This is a genomic window from Candidatus Omnitrophota bacterium, from assembly GCA_030688425.1.
Lineage (GTDB): Bacteria > Omnitrophota > Gorgyraeia > Zapsychrales > JANLHA01 > JAUYIB01.
In genome coordinates this window covers 112,134-127,164 of record JAUYIB010000027.1, presented here as the reverse complement: position 1 = coordinate 127,164, position 15,031 = coordinate 112,134, and the positions used below count along the sequence as shown (strand labels likewise).

General features: G+C 54.5%; 15 protein-coding genes and 1 riboswitch. All 15 genes read left to right on the top strand.

Annotated elements, in window-relative coordinates:
- Positions 1-12 precede the first annotated feature (12 nt).
- The 15 genes from Q8Q08_11100 (at position 13) to Q8Q08_11030 (ending at position 15,022) form a co-directional block, all read left to right on the top strand.
- Positions 13-678, top strand: coding sequence for a MotA/TolQ/ExbB proton channel family protein (locus Q8Q08_11100; protein MDP2654558.1), 666 nt, complete (start codon positions 13-15; stop codon positions 676-678).
- 12 nt (positions 679-690) lie between these two features.
- Positions 691-1,095: a biopolymer transporter ExbD gene (locus tag Q8Q08_11095; protein MDP2654557.1), complete on the top strand. Its 405-nt coding sequence runs from the start codon at positions 691-693 to the stop codon at positions 1,093-1,095.
- Positions 1,096-1,328: 233 nt separating this feature from the next.
- Positions 1,329-1,535 carry a hypothetical protein gene (locus Q8Q08_11090; GenBank protein ID MDP2654556.1) on the top strand — a complete coding sequence of 69 codons (207 nt, stop codon included), beginning with the start codon at positions 1,329-1,331 and terminating at the stop codon, positions 1,533-1,535.
- A 248-nt stretch (positions 1,536-1,783) separates the two neighbouring features.
- Positions 1,784-2,131, top strand: coding sequence for a hypothetical protein (locus Q8Q08_11085; protein ID MDP2654555.1), 348 nt, complete (start codon positions 1,784-1,786; stop codon positions 2,129-2,131).
- A gap of 222 nt (positions 2,132-2,353) precedes the next feature.
- Positions 2,354-2,533, top strand: coding sequence for a helix-turn-helix domain-containing protein (locus tag Q8Q08_11080; protein ID MDP2654554.1), 180 nt, complete (start codon positions 2,354-2,356; stop codon positions 2,531-2,533).
- A gap of 5 nt (positions 2,534-2,538) precedes the next feature.
- Positions 2,539-4,110, top strand: a complete 1,572-nt coding sequence (gene pilM, locus Q8Q08_11075) for a pilus assembly protein PilM (GenBank protein MDP2654553.1) — start codon at positions 2,539-2,541, stop codon at positions 4,108-4,110.
- Positions 4,111-4,113: 3 nt separating this feature from the next.
- Positions 4,114-4,719: a type 4a pilus biogenesis protein PilO gene (gene pilO, locus Q8Q08_11070; protein MDP2654552.1), complete on the top strand. Its 606-nt coding sequence runs from the start codon at positions 4,114-4,116 to the stop codon at positions 4,717-4,719.
- Between the two features lie 113 nt (positions 4,720-4,832).
- Positions 4,833-5,393 (top strand): hypothetical protein, encoded by a 561-nt coding sequence (locus tag Q8Q08_11065; protein MDP2654551.1) that lies wholly within the window; start codon positions 4,833-4,835, stop codon positions 5,391-5,393.
- 84 nt (positions 5,394-5,477) lie between these two features.
- Positions 5,478-6,995: a secretin N-terminal domain-containing protein gene (locus Q8Q08_11060; protein ID MDP2654550.1), complete on the top strand. Its 1,518-nt coding sequence runs from the start codon at positions 5,478-5,480 to the stop codon at positions 6,993-6,995.
- A gap of 41 nt (positions 6,996-7,036) precedes the next feature.
- Entirely contained in the window at positions 7,037-8,740 is a 1,704-nt protein-coding gene (locus Q8Q08_11055) for an ATPase, T2SS/T4P/T4SS family (protein MDP2654549.1), read from the top strand.
- Between the two features lie 29 nt (positions 8,741-8,769).
- Entirely contained in the window at positions 8,770-10,020 is a 1,251-nt protein-coding gene (locus tag Q8Q08_11050; protein ID MDP2654548.1) for a type II secretion system F family protein, read from the top strand.
- A gap of 36 nt (positions 10,021-10,056) precedes the next feature.
- Positions 10,057-13,143: a fused MFS/spermidine synthase gene (locus Q8Q08_11045; protein ID MDP2654547.1), complete on the top strand. Its 3,087-nt coding sequence runs from the start codon at positions 10,057-10,059 to the stop codon at positions 13,141-13,143.
- A gap of 87 nt (positions 13,144-13,230) precedes the next feature.
- The gene (locus tag Q8Q08_11040) at positions 13,231-13,656 is read left to right on the top strand and encodes a type IV pilin protein (protein MDP2654546.1); all 426 of its coding nucleotides are present in this window, start codon (positions 13,231-13,233) and stop codon (positions 13,654-13,656) included.
- Between the two features lie 225 nt (positions 13,657-13,881).
- Positions 13,882-13,975: riboswitch (cyclic di-GMP riboswitch) on the top strand.
- Between the two features lie 165 nt (positions 13,976-14,140).
- Positions 14,141-14,569, top strand: coding sequence for a type IV pilin protein (locus Q8Q08_11035; GenBank protein ID MDP2654545.1), 429 nt, complete (start codon positions 14,141-14,143; stop codon positions 14,567-14,569).
- Between the two features lie 75 nt (positions 14,570-14,644).
- Positions 14,645-15,022 carry a prepilin-type N-terminal cleavage/methylation domain-containing protein gene (locus Q8Q08_11030; GenBank protein MDP2654544.1) on the top strand — a complete coding sequence of 126 codons (378 nt, stop codon included), beginning with the start codon at positions 14,645-14,647 and terminating at the stop codon, positions 15,020-15,022.
- Positions 15,023-15,031 lie beyond the last annotated feature (9 nt).

Below are 15,031 nucleotides of genomic sequence, written 5' to 3'. Positions count from 1 at the left end.
GAGGAGGATCCCATGGGAATTTGGGAAATGAACTTAGGACACCTGATCGTCGCCGGAGGGCCGATCATGGTCCCCATCATCATCTGCTCGATCCTGGCGCTGGCCATCGTCCTGGGCAAACTGTTTTATTTTTCCAGCATCTCCGCCGATACGGTCAAACTCAAAAACGACGTGTTTGACCTGGTCAAAAACAATCAGATCAAAGAAGCCGTCAAGCTTTGCAACGACAGCCCGTCACCGGTGGCCAAGATCCTCAAGGCCGGTGTGTTGAAGTTCGGCTGTCCCCGCGAGGAGATCAAGGAGGCGATGGAGGACGTCAGCCTCTTCGAGATCCCGAAGCTGGAAAAACGCCTGACCGCCCTGGCCACCATTGCCAACATCTCGCCCCTGCTGGGACTTTTAGGGACCGTCACGGGGATGACCGGCAGTTTCCACACCATCCAGGTCCGGGCCGCCAGCATGAACCCTGTGACCCCGGGGGACCTGGCCGGCGGGATATGGGAAGCGCTCCTGACCACCGTGGCGGGACTCATGGTCGCCATTCCGGCCTTCGTCGCCTACAATTACTGCGTCAGCCGGGTGAATGCGTTTATCCTGGACATGGAACGGGCGGCGACAGAACTGGTGAATTTCCTCTGCCACCTCTCCGAATCCCGGTCCGCCGCCATCGAAGGGTAAGGGGGGACACCCATGCGTTTCAAACGCCAGACTAAAATTGAATACGGACTCGACCAGATCAACATCGCGCCTCTGATCGATGTCATTTTCCTGCTGTTGATTTTTTTCATGCTGACGTCCTCGTTCACGTTCCAGAGCGGCATCAACGTCAAGCTGCCCAAGGCCGTGACGAGCGACATCATCCAAGATGAAAACATCGTCATTGTCATCACCAGCGAGAACTTGATCTACCTGAACAATGCCCTGCGGACCATCAAGGAACTCAAGGCGGAGCTGGAAAAACCGGCGCGTAAAGACCGCCCCTTGCTGATCAAGGCCGACCGGCGGGCGTCCGTCGGAAGGATCGTGGATGTCTGGGATCTTTGCCGATCCCTGGGGATAGAAAAGATCAACATCGCGACGAATCAAGACCTCTGATGAGACATGCCCCGCTCCAACCCGGCGCCGCGGAATGGGGGGCGCTTGCCCTGTCGATTTCTCTCCATATCTTGTTCTGTTCCAGCCTTGTGATCATTTTTGCCCCGACCCTGAACACGTCAAAACCCGTTTTCATTTTCTTGGGGCAGATATTGGGTACCGCGGATTTCAGCAAACCCGCGGAAGAACCCGTGAGGACAGAAAGCGCCGGCCGACAACCCGGGGCCATCCGGATGGGCGCCGCCAAAACCCTCTCTGTTGAAAATCGGGCTATCGTTAAACCGAGTTTCACCCAGGGAACCATGAAGGCGAACAAGGCTCATCAGAAGGACATGTCTTTCGCCTTACCCCTCCCGGAAGAGAAACAGGATGAAAAAAGCGCGGCTTCGACTTTTGACCTGCCAGGTCCTAAACGCATCCCCTTTCGGCTTGAGCCATGATCAAGGTTGATTTTCCCATTTTTGTGACGCTTGCCCTCACATTGCCCCTGATTGTTGTGTTTACCAAGTGGATGTTATATAATTTATATAACGAGAAAGATTTATATCATCAACGCCTAAAATTTGATCAGTGTCCCTTTTGTTTGTATATTTTTCACCCCTTAAAAGGAGACGAGGCGGATAGGATTTGTCCTCGATGCCGAAGCCTGATAGAGGTGAGGGAGACCCGGAAGGGGGCGTAGTTTAAAATGTTGTTATCCAAGCACATACAGAAAAACAATTCAGGCATCGTTCTCATGATGGTGCTTGTCATTGTCCTGACGATGTCTGTGGTCGCCATCGGGATCATGAGCTTTAACGTCAGCCAGGTCACTTCCAGCCAAAGCGTTGTCGATTCTATCAAGGCGGAACAGCTCGCCATCGGGGCTTTCTACCAATATCATCAGCAAGTGACAGAAACCGGGAATCCCACGCCCGGCGCTCCAACGCAGGAGATCCTTGATGGCAAAGCATATACAATCACCGTAAGCAATCTCGGCCCCTCCGTTGTCACCCCGAACAGCACCTCGCAAATCGAAGTTCAAGTCAATTTCTAATCCCTTCCTGAATTTTCGCCTGTTGTTCCATCAAACAAAAATTGTAAAATTCTTTATTGACAAAGTAAGTCTATTATAGTGTAATTAAGTTTAGATAAACCAGAGTAAGTATTTAGTGCGTTTTTTTGTATTGGATAACCGGTTGGCATTGATAAACTTAAAGGAATCCTCACCAGGTCAAACCCGTACTGTCCTGGAAATTTCGGATAATACGCAATGGTTATGAAAAGACTCCTCAACGTCGAAGAGCTGGCAGAATACCTAAATCTCCAGAAACAAACGATTTATAACTGGTTAAGCCAGGAAAAGCTTGCCGGCATGAAAATCGGCGGAGTATGGCGTTTTGACAAACGTGAAATTGACAAATGGTTACGCTCTCAGGCCAGGAAACCTAAAATTTAATTCCTATGCGAGATTATAAAGAATTACTCAGCAGTTTATCCGCCCCGGGGAAAGGCCAGCTGGGACTCTACTGGGGAGACCAGGCCTTTACGTTTATCGCAACGGAAAGGGGGAGCGCTGCCAAGACTCTGCAAGTTCCTTTTAACACTCCGATCGAAGCCTACCAATCCCAGCAGATCCCGGAAGGCCTCCGTTATACGACCCTGATCCAGAAGGCCCTGCGGGACCTGAATATTCCGGTTAAAAAAATCAACCTGTCCCTGCCAGCCAAAGATCTCATTTTCCGGTCGTTCGTCATCCCGTGGATGAATCCGGAAGAGGTGAAAAACGTCGTTGATTTCGAGGCGATCAAATACATGCCGATCAAACTCGAAAACCTTGTCTACACCTATCATCCCGTCAATTTCACGGAAAACAGTCAAAAAAACATCCGGATCCTTTTTGTCGCCATCCGTAAAGACGTCCTGGAAAAATATACAGGCATCCTCGAGAATGCCGGATTAGAGGCCGAGAACATCGAGCCGGCACCGGTCAGCTTAATCCGGCTTCTCCAGAAAAAGGGGCATGTCAAAGACAGCCATGCCACGGCCGTGATTGAATTCGGGGCCCAGATCGCCAATATCACCATTGTCGATCAAGGCGTTGTGCACTTCGTCAGAGAATTCCCCCTGCCGCCCCAGGAACAAATGAAAGGGGAGGCAGAGGCCGCAGAAACGGCGGAAGCCAAAATTTTCAACGACATCCGCGTGTCTTTGAGTTTCTACTCCCGCCAGAACCCCCTGGGCAAGGTGGACCGCATCATTGCGGTGTCGTTCCAGGATCTCTCAAAATTTTCCAAGCGTTTGTCAGAGAACCTGTCGCTGCCGGTCTCCTCCATCAACGCCACCGCGCTTTTCAAATCTCATGAACCAGTTTATGACGTCGGATTCCTGAACGCCTTTGGGACCGCCCTGCGCGACCGGAAATACTCCTCGGCCAACTTTGACCTGTCCCCCAAGACACTGAGACTCAGGGTTCCCGGGGTAGTCACCGGCATGGATGGGAACAGGATCAAAGTGACGGGCATGGTCCTGGCCCTGTCCATCGCAACGGTCGGCTTAGTGTATATCATCGCCAACCAAATGGTGTCCGGCTACAAAACGCACCTCATCGACCTGCAAAGCAAACAGGGGAAGTACGAAGTCACCACCGCCGAGGAGATCGAGACGCTCAAAACCGAGACGTTGACCAAACTCGCCGCTTATAAGGACATCCGGATGAAAAGCGGCATCTCCAACTATCTGTCCGTGATCCCCCAGGTCCTGCCCGAGGGGACATGGCTGAGGAACTGGGAAATCCGGTACGAAGACATCCGGGACGCCACCAACGCCGTGACCTCCAAAATTTCCATCAATTTGGACGGTTATGTCTACATGCAAAACGCCAACGAGCAATTCCGCGTCGCAACGCAACTCGCGGCCAAGCTCGGCGCCAACAAGGATTTTGCCAAAGGATTTTCTTCCATCGACCTGGTGACCGTCAAACAGGAAATCGTCAACAACTATTCCGCCACCTATTTTAAGATTGTCTGCAAATAACCTATGGCCGACTTCATCAAAAAACTCCAGAGCATCGACGTCAAAGACCTGAAGAACCTCGACTACCAGAAAATCCTCCAGGACGTTAAAAAGAGGCCGGACATCATCATCAGCAGCGCGGTCGTGGTCATGGCCCTGCTCATCTCGATCAACCTCGTGTCCAGTCACTTCCGGGAATCCCAGTCCCTGCGCAATGACATTGCCACGCTCGAACGGAAGCTGAGCGTGGTTGAGGATTACAAAAAAGTCCGGGACGAAATGGACGCGTTCATGGCCCAGATCCCCGCTCCGATGGCCGAACAGGACCTGATCAACATCCTCACAGATATCGCCGTCAAAAGACGCGTCCAGATCGAATCCTACACCCCGGGCCGGAAACAAGGCGAAAAACTTTACGATCTGGTCAGCATCCAGATGAACATTTCTGCCAGGGAATATTCGGACCTGTGGCTTTTCATCTATGATATCGAACAATCTGAGCTCCCGATGCGCATTGAAAATTGGACAGGGTCTTTGAAAAGCGCCATGGGGGAAACCGGCAGCGGACAGTCCGGGGGGGCGGGAATTTTCGTCACCCTGGAAGTCGCCGCTATCAACATCAAAAAATGAAACCGGCCGCCTTGATCATCACCGTTTTCTTGATAACCGCCCTTGCGGGGGGAGGCCGGGATGCGTTTGCCCAATCCAAGCCGTCCGGCGGTATCCTACAAAAAATCAAAAACATGCAAGACCAGATCCAATCCAAGGATCAGCTGCAGGAAACATTAGAAAAGGTGGGGACCATGCAGGACCAATTCATCCGGACCAACCTGGGCGTAGACGAGAAGGCCTCCAAGGCCCTCAAGTCTCTGAGAAATCCCTTCATCCCGCAACTTCCCCAGGAAAAGCCAAAACCTCCCGACAAGAAAGATCCGCCGCCGAGGCTGCCGCCCGTTTCGGACAATCAGATTGACCAGCGGCCCACATACCAGCCGCCGGTCGCCCAACAGACGCCGGAACCGCAGCCGGCCGCCTCTGTTCCGAACTTCGTCATCTCCGGCATGGTCTGGAATTCCTCGCGGCCCCAGGCCATCGTCAATGGGAAAGTCGTGGAAATCGGCGCCTCCCTGGACGGGTGGGACGTGACAAACATCTCGGAAGGCGGAGTGACCTTCCGGCAGGGGGACGTAACGCTGAGCGTCATACCCGTTGCCAGGACAGAGGGGGGAAGCGAGACGAGAAGCCGTGATTCCCGTTACGAAACTCCACGATTACAACCCATGACACCCATGAGAAATCGATAATGAGAAACCGGATCACAAAAATCAGGACATTCTTTCAATTATATAAGTCTGAGTATATAATCAAATCATAACGAGGAGATGTCCATGCGCAAATTCTTTCTGATCAGCCTCATCGTCATTGGAGCCACAATGAAAGCGGGGTCGTTTTGTGGGGCCGATATCAAAATCGACACCTCAAGCCCGTTTGTCCCCCAGGAGTATTCACGGCGGATATCGATGGATTTCCAGGACGCCTCGCTGGTGGACGTGCTCAAAATTTTCTCCCAGCAAAGCCAGTTCAACCTCGTTACCTCCGAAGCCCTTGCCAATAAGAGGGTCACCGTCTACCTGGACAACGTCCCTGTCCATGAGGCCCTGAACCAGATCCTCAAGGCCAACAGCCTGACTTACGAAATCCAGCCGGACAACGACATTTATATCGTCAAGCCTCTGGCCAAACCCGAGGTGGAACTCATCACCAAGGTTTTCCCGCTGAGGCATTCCATGGTCAACAATTCCAAGATCAAAAGCCTGCTCAAAATTGAAGCCGATGAGGGACAATCCGGCGGAGGGGGCGGTGGGGCCGGAGGAGGCGCCGCATCAGGGGGAGACCAGGAAAAGACAGGGATCACGGGCGCCGTGAAAGCCATCCTGACGGACAAAGGCAAGGTGGTGGAAGACCCGAGGACCAACAGCCTGATCATCACGGACATCGCGAGCAATTTTCCCATGATCGAAAGCACGATCGCCAAGCTGGACATCGCAATCCCCCAGATCCTGATCGAAGTGGAAATGCTCGAGGTGAGCAAAGACACATCGAACCAAATCGGCATCAAGATCGGCGACACCCCGCTGGTCTTCAGCGGCGGCCAACGGGACCACTTCTATCCGTGGGACCAGAACCGCCTGCTGGACAGCGGGAACGCCACGTTCGAGGACGCGCAATACCGCGTGGGGACCATCGACGCCAGCGGCCTTTCCGCCACACTGCAATTCCTGCGGACCCAGACAGACACCCGCAATCTGGCCAGACCGCGGATTCTGACACTGGACAACGAGACAGCGCAGATCAAGATTTCCACCAACGAAGCCATCGGTATCAAAGACCAGCAGAGCTCTTCAGAGAACATCACCACACAGTCTGTGGAGGCCGAACGCGTAGAAACCGGGGTCTTCCTGACCGTCACACCGCAGGTCAATACCCAGACCCAGGAAATCACGATGGCCATCATTCCGAAAGTCATCATCGCCCGCCAGGGGGCAACCTTCAGCAACACGACCTTCCGGGATCCCGAGGAACGCGCCTCCCAATCCCTGTTGCGCGTCCATTCCGGGGATACGATCGTCATCGGCGGCCTTGTCCGCAGCGACAATAGCAATACGGTCACAAAAGTCCCTATCCTGGGAGACATCCCGCTCATCGGCGCGGCCTTCCGCCACAAGGACAAAGCAGACGTGGAACGGGAGCTGATCATTTTTATCACCCCTCACATCGTTTCGACATCGCCTGCGCGCAAGGAAACCGCCGCCAAAATCCGCCCGATTACGAGGGAACAAGACGCGCCCTCGGATAAACTCCAACTGATCGAACGAGAACTGTCCCGGACCGAAAAGAAACTGTGATGACCCGGCCACATCGCCGGCATTTTTCGTAAAATTCCGCCATGGCCCATCTCAAATTAGGTGAAATCCTGTTGAAACAAGGGTTGGTCACAGACGACCAGCTCAAAGAGGCGATCAAGGCCCAGAAAAAGGAAAGCGGCCGGATCGGCGAAGTCCTGGTCAAGCTCGGCATCCTTTCCGAGGAGGACCTGGCCGGGGCGCTGGGTTCCCAGCTCAATATTCCCCACGCCACCCTGGAGAATAAAATCCTCAGCCCCGATTTGTCCCAGGGGCTCGACAAGATCGTCCCCTTTGATTTCGCCAAGGCCAATTTCGTCCTGCCGATCAAAAAAGACGGAGGGACGCTCACCTGCGCCGTCGCGGATCCTCTCGACCTTCTCATGCTGGACAATCTGAAGATGGTCACCGGCAGTGAAATCGAACTCATGATCGCCACCCGGGCGGAACTTCTCAACGCCATCCAGAGTTTCTATTCGGCGGCCAGATCCATGTCGGTCACAAGCAACCTCGGGAAAAAGGAAGGCCCCGCGGCGGCCCCGGTGCCCAAAGAGGAGGACACCCGCAAAAAAGACGTCGATCCCCTGGCCGAAAAAGCCGAAGAGGCGCCTGTCATCAAGCTTGTGGACCTCATCATCCGGCAGGCGATCGAGCAAAGGGGAAGCGACATCCATATCGAACCCTACAAAGACAAGGTCTGCCTGCGTTACCGTATTGATGGCGCGCTCTATCAGATCCCTCCGCCGGCCAAGCACCTGCACTCCGCCATCGTCTCGCGCCTGAAGATCCTCTCCAAGCTGGACATCGCGGAAAAACGCCTTCCCCAGGACGGGGCCATCACGTTCATGTGCGACACCCGTCCGGTGGACCTTCGCATCTCCACGATCCCGACCATCTGGGGAGAAAAAGTGGTCATGCGCATCCTCGACAAGGCGGCCGTGCCTCTGGAGCTGTCCTCCCTGGGCTTTGACCCCAAAGCCCTGGACAGAGTCCGGACGACCCTGAAACGGCCTTACGGTTTATTTTTTGTCACCGGACCGACGGGAAGCGGGAAATCCACAACGCTTTACGCCGCACTCAACGAAACCATCGACCCCAAAAAGAACATCGTCACAGCGGAAGACCCGGTGGAATTCAAGATCGAAGGCATCAACCAGGTCCCGGTCAAGCCGGACATCGGATTGTCGTTCGCCGTGACCCTCCGCGCGTTCCTCCGCCAGGACCCCGATGTCATCATGGTGGGGGAGGTCCGCGACCTCGAGACCGCGCAGATCTGCGTGCGGGCGGCCCTGACCGGACACTTCGTCCTCAGCACCCTGCACACCAACGACGCGGCCTCCGCCGTCACGCGCCTGATGGACATCGGGATCGAACCTTACCTGCTGACCCCCTCGCTGGCCATGGTCCTGGCCCAGCGTCTGGCCCGGCGCTTGTGCGCGAAATGCAAAGAACCCGTGGAACCGAATCCCGATCTGCACGGCGGGATCAAATTCAAGTGCGACCTGATTTACAAAGCCAAAGGATGCGACGCCTGCAATCACACCGGATACCGGGGGCGCGTGGTCCTTTCCGAGGCCATGCTGGTCGACGACAATATCCGGGAGCTCATCTCCAAGCGCGCCAATTATAACCTGATCCACGACGCCGCCCGGAAAAGCGGCATGGCAACGCTCTTTGAAGACGGGATCCGAAAAGTCGAAGAAGGGGTCACCAGCCTCGACGAAATCCTGAGCGTAACCACATCATGACGCGCATCTGAGCCAGAGAGGACATTGTTGTGGCCAAATTCCGCTACACCGTTAAGGACAGCCAGGGGCAGACCGTCACCGCGGACACCGAATCCTACGACCGCCCCAGCCTGATCCAGCAGCTTCAACGCCAGGGATTTTTCATCATCAAGGTCGAGGAGGTCTCCGCCCAGGCGGCCGTGAAAACTCCGCATGCGACCGTTAAAGGCGGTCCGCGAAAATTCCACCACAAGGGACTCAAGCTCAATGACCTTCTGACCTTTTCCCGGCAGCTCACGACCATGCTCGAATCCGGCGTGACGCTGCTGCGCAGCCTCGAGGTCATCACCTCCCAGGTGGACAGCGAAAAACTGTACAGGATCCTCATTCAGGTGACCAAGGACGTCGAGCACGGGAGCTCCCTGAGCGAAGCCCTGGCCAAACACCCGAGAACCTTCAACCAATTCTGGGTCAGCCTCATGGAGGTGGGGGAGGCGTCCGGGACCATGCCCATGGTCCTGAACAAACTGGCCTTTTATCTCGAACAGCAGGCCTCGTTCCGGTCCACCATCATTTCCGCCATCATGTACCCGGCGGTCCTGTTCTGCGTCTGCCTCATCGCCATCGCCTTTTTCGCGCTTTTCGTCGGCCCAAAATTCGAGGAGATATTCACCCAAATGAACGTCGACCTGCCCTTGATCACACGAATCCTGCTCAAGACGTTCAATATCATCAAGGAAAACTTCAAGACCATCACCATCGGCCTCGTCATCGGCATTTTTTTCCTCAAAAAATATTTCCAGACCCCCCTCGGCCGGGTCCAAAAAGAAAAATTCTTTTTCAGCCTCCCGACCGTCGGCAACATTTACCGCCTCATCGTCATCGAACGGTTCACATCCCAGATGGCAATCCTGGTCGACAGCGGGGTCCCGATCCTTCACGCCCTGGACATCTCCCAGCGCCTGGTCGACAATATCACCTGCGCCAAGGTGATCGGGGAAATCAAGGAGGGTGTCCGCCAGGGGGAACTGCTGGTCAGCCCCATGCAGCGCAGCCAATTCTTCCCCGGCATGTGCATCCAGATGATCACCGTCGGAGAGGAAACCGGCGAGTTAAGCAAAATGCTCAAACACGTCGCCGCCTTCTACCAGGAAACGGTCGAAACCTTCATGAAACGCCTGGGGACACTCATTGAGCCCCTGATGCTCGTTTTCATGGGGGCGGTCATCGGGGTCATCGTCCTGGCCATGTTTCTGCCGATGTTCAACATTTCTCAATTGGGGGGGGCCTCCGGTGAATAATTCCCCGCGCGCCCGGAGACCCGCTTAAAACCCGTCATGCCACCCGCTGTCCTCCGAGTTGTCATTTTCTCCTTCTTTTTCGTGTCCGGCGTCTGCGGCCTCGTCTATGAGGTCCTCTGGGCCAAATACCTTTCCAACATTTTCGGCAGCACGGCTTATGCCCATACCCTTGTGCTCGCCGTCTTTATGGGAGGGCTGGCCCTCGGTAACGCCTTATTTGGAAAAACGGCGGACAAGACAAAAACCGACCTGCTCTATTTTTACGGAGTCCTGGAAATCGGCATCGGACTTTACTGCATCCTGTATCCCAACATCGCCGACCTGATTGAACTGATTTATTTGAACGTCGGAGGGGGGCTGGGCTTGAGTTCCACCCATCCGGGGCTGCTCGGACTGCAATTCCTCCTGAACAGCGTCACCATCCTGGTCCCCACGGCCCTGATGGGTGGGACGCTGCCGGTGATGACCAAATATCTGACCCGCCGGAAAGAGGATGTCCTCCGGGAAATTTCCGGGCTGTATTTTCTGAACAGCGCCGGCGCGGTCCTCGGCAGCCTGGCCTGCGGATTTTTCTTTATCCGCCTGTGGGGAATGGACACCAGCATCACCGTTGCCGCCATGGCCAATATGGCCGTCGGACTCACGGCCATGGGGCTCTCACGGAAACTGGAAATCCGTCCGGAACCGAAGGACGCATCCGCGGCCGATCTCCGGCCTCCGGCCTCCGAAGAGGGAAGGGAGGACGCCGCCCTGAAAAAAATCATCCTCATCAGCATTTTTGCCAGCGGATTCGCCTCCATGCTTTACGAAGTCCTCTGGATCCGCGTGCTGATCCAGTTTTTCGGGTCCTCGGTCTATTCCTTCTCCACGGTTGTCGCCGCTTTTATCGCCGGGATCGCGCTGGGAAGCGCCTGGCTGAAAAGGAGAGGGCACCGCATCCATGACACCGTCCTGTACTTCGGCCTGATCCAGGGAATGATCGCGGTCACCATGTCCCTCTGCGCCTCCAGCATCAATATTTTTGCGGAAGGGATATGGCTGTTGCACCGGCTGTTCGCTCCGGTCGATTTCGCCTATCCCATCTATCTGCTCACAAAATTCCTGGTCATTTTTGGCATCTTGTCTGTTCCCTGTTTTTTTATCGGCATGACTCTGCCGCTCGCCGGCGCCGCATACTCCCGGAACCTGCAACGGCTCGGGCAGGATGTCGGCGGGGTCTTTTCCGCCAACACCTGGGGGGCCCTCGCCGGGACAGCCGTCACAGGCCTGTTCCTGCTGCCCCTCGCCGGAACGCAAAACAGCTTTCTCATCGGGATCCTCATCAACACGACCATCGCCTCCCTGACCCTTCTTCACCTGCGCACATCCTCGGCGCGGCGAAGCGCGATCCTGTTGCTCGCCACCATCATCGGCCTTCTTTGGATCGCGCCGATCCGTATCGACAAGACAATCCTCCTCTCAACGATGTTCCGCTATAGGGACACCGCGACAGAGTCACTGCAGGAATACCTTCACGAACGTTTCAGCGGAGAGAAGATCCTCTTTTATAGGGAAGACCGCGACGGTAACGTGGCCGTCGTGAAGGAAAATGACAGCCTGATCCTGTATATCAACGGAAAGCCGGACGCTTCGTCCACGTTCGACATGCCCACCCAGCTCCTCTCCGGGCACATCCCGGCGCTCCTGCATTCCCAGCCGAAAAAAGTCCTGGTGATCGGCTTCGGCAGCGGAGTGACCGTCGGGGCGCTGACGCATTACCCGTCCATCGAACGGATCGACTGTCTGGAGATATCCCGGGCCGTCATCGAGGCCGGACATTTTTTCAAGGACGTCAACAGCAACTGCCTCACCAACAAAAAGGTCCGTATCATCATTGACGACGCGAAAAACTTCCTGGCCCTCAACAGGGAAAAATACGACGTCATTATCAGCGAACCGACAAACCCCTGGACCGCGGGGACAGGGTCACTGATGACCGTCGAGTTCTTCAAGAAGGTCCAAGACGCATTGAACCCCGGGGGGATATTTCTCCAATGGTTTCACGGTTACGAGATGTCCCGAAAGATCTTTTTCACGTTCACCTCGACACTGACAAAATCTTTTCCGTATATCAGCGTCTGGCAGCCGTCGGGCATGGACTACTTTTTTCTGAGCACAGGCACCCCGCTGGAGACGGACTTCCCGGCGCTCCGGCAAAAATTCCAGGCCCTGTCCGATGTGAGAAAAAATCTGGGCATCGTCAACGCCGACAGTCTGTACACGATCCTGAGCACTCAGGTCCTGTCCGTCAACGCGGGCGCAAAATTGTTCGACCGGATGAAGGCCCCGCCCAACAAAGACAGATTCCCCGCCATTGAATTCAATGCGCCCCGGGCCTTTTTTCTCCGGGAAAAAGTTTCTCTCAGCGCCTGGGATGAACGGATAAAACCTTCCGGCAAAAAAGGGCTTCTGATTTCCCGGCTTCTGGAAGAATACCCGCTGGAGAGAGGGGACATGGTGGGCCTGTATCATTTCCTTAAAGAACGCTCTCCCGCCTTATATTATCTCTTTTCCGAAAAATACGTGGACAGCCTGGCCGAAGCGTTTCAGGACAACCCGGAGGAAAGGAACACCCTGGAGAGGGTCCGGGCCAACATGAACGCCGAAAAGACATTCCTGGATTATCTGGACCGGCAAGCGGCGGCGGCTCCGGACTCATCCAAGCTGTTTGCGGATGCCATCAATTTCCAAATCGAAATCTACGGGAAGAGGTATTCCATTTTCTCCCAAAACCCGGAGGACCGGGCCAAGATTCAACTATCTCTGGAAGAGGCGGTCCAGCGGTTTCCGGAAGAACAGGGGGAGTGGCTCTTGCGATTGGCGGATTTTCACGATTATCACCATGAATATGGCGCTGCCATGGAAAGCTACTTCCAGGCCATTTCGCAGGAAAACCAACAACAGACAGGGGGGCAGCCGGATTTTCGAAAACGCGCCCTTACGGCTGCCCTGGGGATGTCGCTACGCGAGCAGGATCTTGCAACCTTTGAAATCCTCAAGGCCCTATATCTGCAAGAATTCCCTCTGGAATCCTCAAGCATCTCTCAGATCGAGCAGGCGTACAGCCTTCGGGGGGCCCATTGAAAATAACTAATAAAATTTTTGACTTCGGCTGAATTTCGAAGATAATATAATTATACTATTTTTATTATAGTGCCAAGGAGGGCATTAATGAAAAATCCGATCGGAAAGACAAAAGGGTTTACACTGCTGGAAATCATTATTGTTATTATCATTGTGGGGGTCCTCGCCAGCTTGGCCCTGCCCCGGTTCTTCAGCACCGTTGAATACTCCCGCAGCACCGAGGCATTGTCCTCTGTCAGCGCCATCCGGCAGTCTATGGAACGCTGTTATCTTCAGCGCAACGGGACCTACACCGGTTGCGTCGATTTTACCGTTCTCGACCTTAACAATCCCGGCCTTTCTCCCAACGCGCACTTTACCTACGTCTTAGGGGGATTGTCCGCCACAGGGTACACCATTACGGCAACGCGAAATACCCGGGATGGCGGGTCTACGACGGATATCATTGCCATAACCCAAACCGCGACCGGAGTCACCCGTTCAGGTGTCGGAGCTTTCAAAGGCATCCAATAGTCTCTAACCATTTAGGAGTTCAACACTTATAACATATTTATCCCGGAGGGAGGTGAGAGCAAAAGAAATTCTTGTTCTGCGGAATACCTGGGCAGGAAAACGTTTCCATGAATTTGCCCCCGCCCGGGACCAAGGCAACCTGACACAAGCGGTTGATTTGACTTTATCTCGAGAATATGGTATACCTGTGATAGAAAAAATACATTTCAACCCATACAATTTGGAACTTGCAAAAGGTAAACTACTCGTAAGGGTAGGGCACAAAACTATAGGGCCCACTCGGCACCCAAGGGTGCGGGAGGGGCAGCCAGTTACCAGAATCCAAAGCGAAAAGTGCCTATTCTGAAAAGTGGAATAGGCATTTTTTATTGAACCCAATAACCCCCGAAGGAGGGATGTGAAGACAAACGAAAAGCGACGCCACAGGACAATTTAATCCGAAATCAATCAAGATCCATTGATATAAAATTAAAGGAGAACTGACATGAGACTTACCATGAAAAGGAATAAAAAGGGTTTTACCCTTTTGGAAATTATCATCGTTATCATCATTGTCGGGGTGTTGGCCAGTTTGGCCCTTCCCCGATTCTTCAGCACCGTTGAGTATTCCAGAAGCACCGAGGCGTTGTCATCCGTCAGTGCCGTCCGCCAGTCCATGGAACGCTGCTACCTTCAGCGCAACGGGACCTACGCGGGTTGCACCGACTTCACCACCCTCGACCTGAACGACCCGGGGACGTCGCCGAACGCGCACTTCACCTACACCATCGGCGGGTTGTCAGCCACAGGGTACACCTTGACAGCGACACGCAATACCCGTGACGGCGGTTCTACGGCGGACATCATTGCCGTGACGCAGACCGCAACCGGGGTGACCCGTTCCGGCGTGGGTGCCTTCAAGGGTATTCAATAACGAAGGACCGCTTGTTAGTCGAGTTACGGAAGCAACCCCGACAGATCGATCGTCGGGGTTGCTTCATATAAAGACATGAAAATCAAAGGCTTTACGTTACTCGAGATCATCACTGTCCTGGTCATCGTGTCGGGCATGGCGGCTTTTGCGATCCCGAATTACATGACCACAACAGAGCGCTACAGAGCGGAAGAAGGGAAGCAGGTGCTCATTGCCCTTCTGGCCGCCCAGAAACGTTTCAATTTGGATACGGGCGCCTACACGGGGACTCTGGCAAACCTCGACGTGGAAATCAGGCCGTCGGCACACTTCGGCGCTCCAGCCGTGACGACCAGCACGGCAAACCTGGCCAATATTACAAGGACAGGGTCTTATACACTGCAAATTAACGAAAACGGGATCATCAGCTGTTCCGGCGGGCCCGCGAATTTATGCACAAAAATAGGTTTTTGACGGGAGCTA

Excerpts from the sequence above, each read along its gene's own strand:
- Q8Q08_11055 (MDP2654549.1), top strand. The coding sequence starts at position 7,037 with ATGGCCCATCTCAAATTAGGTGAAATCCTGTTGAAACAAGGGTTGGTC.
- pilO (MDP2654552.1), top strand. The coding sequence starts at position 4,114 with ATGGCCGACTTCATCAAAAAACTCCAGAGCATCGACGTCAAAGACCTG.
- Q8Q08_11035 (MDP2654545.1), top strand. The coding sequence starts at position 14,141 with ATGAGACTTACCATGAAAAGGAATAAAAAGGGTTTTACCCTTTTGGAA.
- Q8Q08_11065 (MDP2654551.1), top strand. The coding sequence starts at position 4,833 with ATGCAAGACCAGATCCAATCCAAGGATCAGCTGCAGGAAACATTAGAA.
- Q8Q08_11060 (MDP2654550.1), top strand. The coding sequence starts at position 5,478 with ATGCGCAAATTCTTTCTGATCAGCCTCATCGTCATTGGAGCCACAATG.
- Q8Q08_11030 (MDP2654544.1), top strand. The coding sequence starts at position 14,645 with ATGAAAATCAAAGGCTTTACGTTACTCGAGATCATCACTGTCCTGGTC.
- Q8Q08_11040 (MDP2654546.1), top strand. The coding sequence starts at position 13,231 with ATGAAAAATCCGATCGGAAAGACAAAAGGGTTTACACTGCTGGAAATC.
- Q8Q08_11095 (MDP2654557.1), top strand. The coding sequence starts at position 691 with ATGCGTTTCAAACGCCAGACTAAAATTGAATACGGACTCGACCAGATC.
- Q8Q08_11080 (MDP2654554.1), top strand. The coding sequence starts at position 2,354 with ATGAAAAGACTCCTCAACGTCGAAGAGCTGGCAGAATACCTAAATCTC.
- Q8Q08_11090 (MDP2654556.1), top strand. The coding sequence starts at position 1,329 with ATGGGCGCCGCCAAAACCCTCTCTGTTGAAAATCGGGCTATCGTTAAA.
- Q8Q08_11085 (MDP2654555.1), top strand. The coding sequence starts at position 1,784 with ATGTTGTTATCCAAGCACATACAGAAAAACAATTCAGGCATCGTTCTC.
- Q8Q08_11045 (MDP2654547.1), top strand. The coding sequence starts at position 10,057 with ATGCCACCCGCTGTCCTCCGAGTTGTCATTTTCTCCTTCTTTTTCGTG.
- Q8Q08_11100 (MDP2654558.1), top strand. The coding sequence starts at position 13 with ATGGGAATTTGGGAAATGAACTTAGGACACCTGATCGTCGCCGGAGGG.
- pilM (MDP2654553.1), top strand. The coding sequence starts at position 2,539 with ATGCGAGATTATAAAGAATTACTCAGCAGTTTATCCGCCCCGGGGAAA.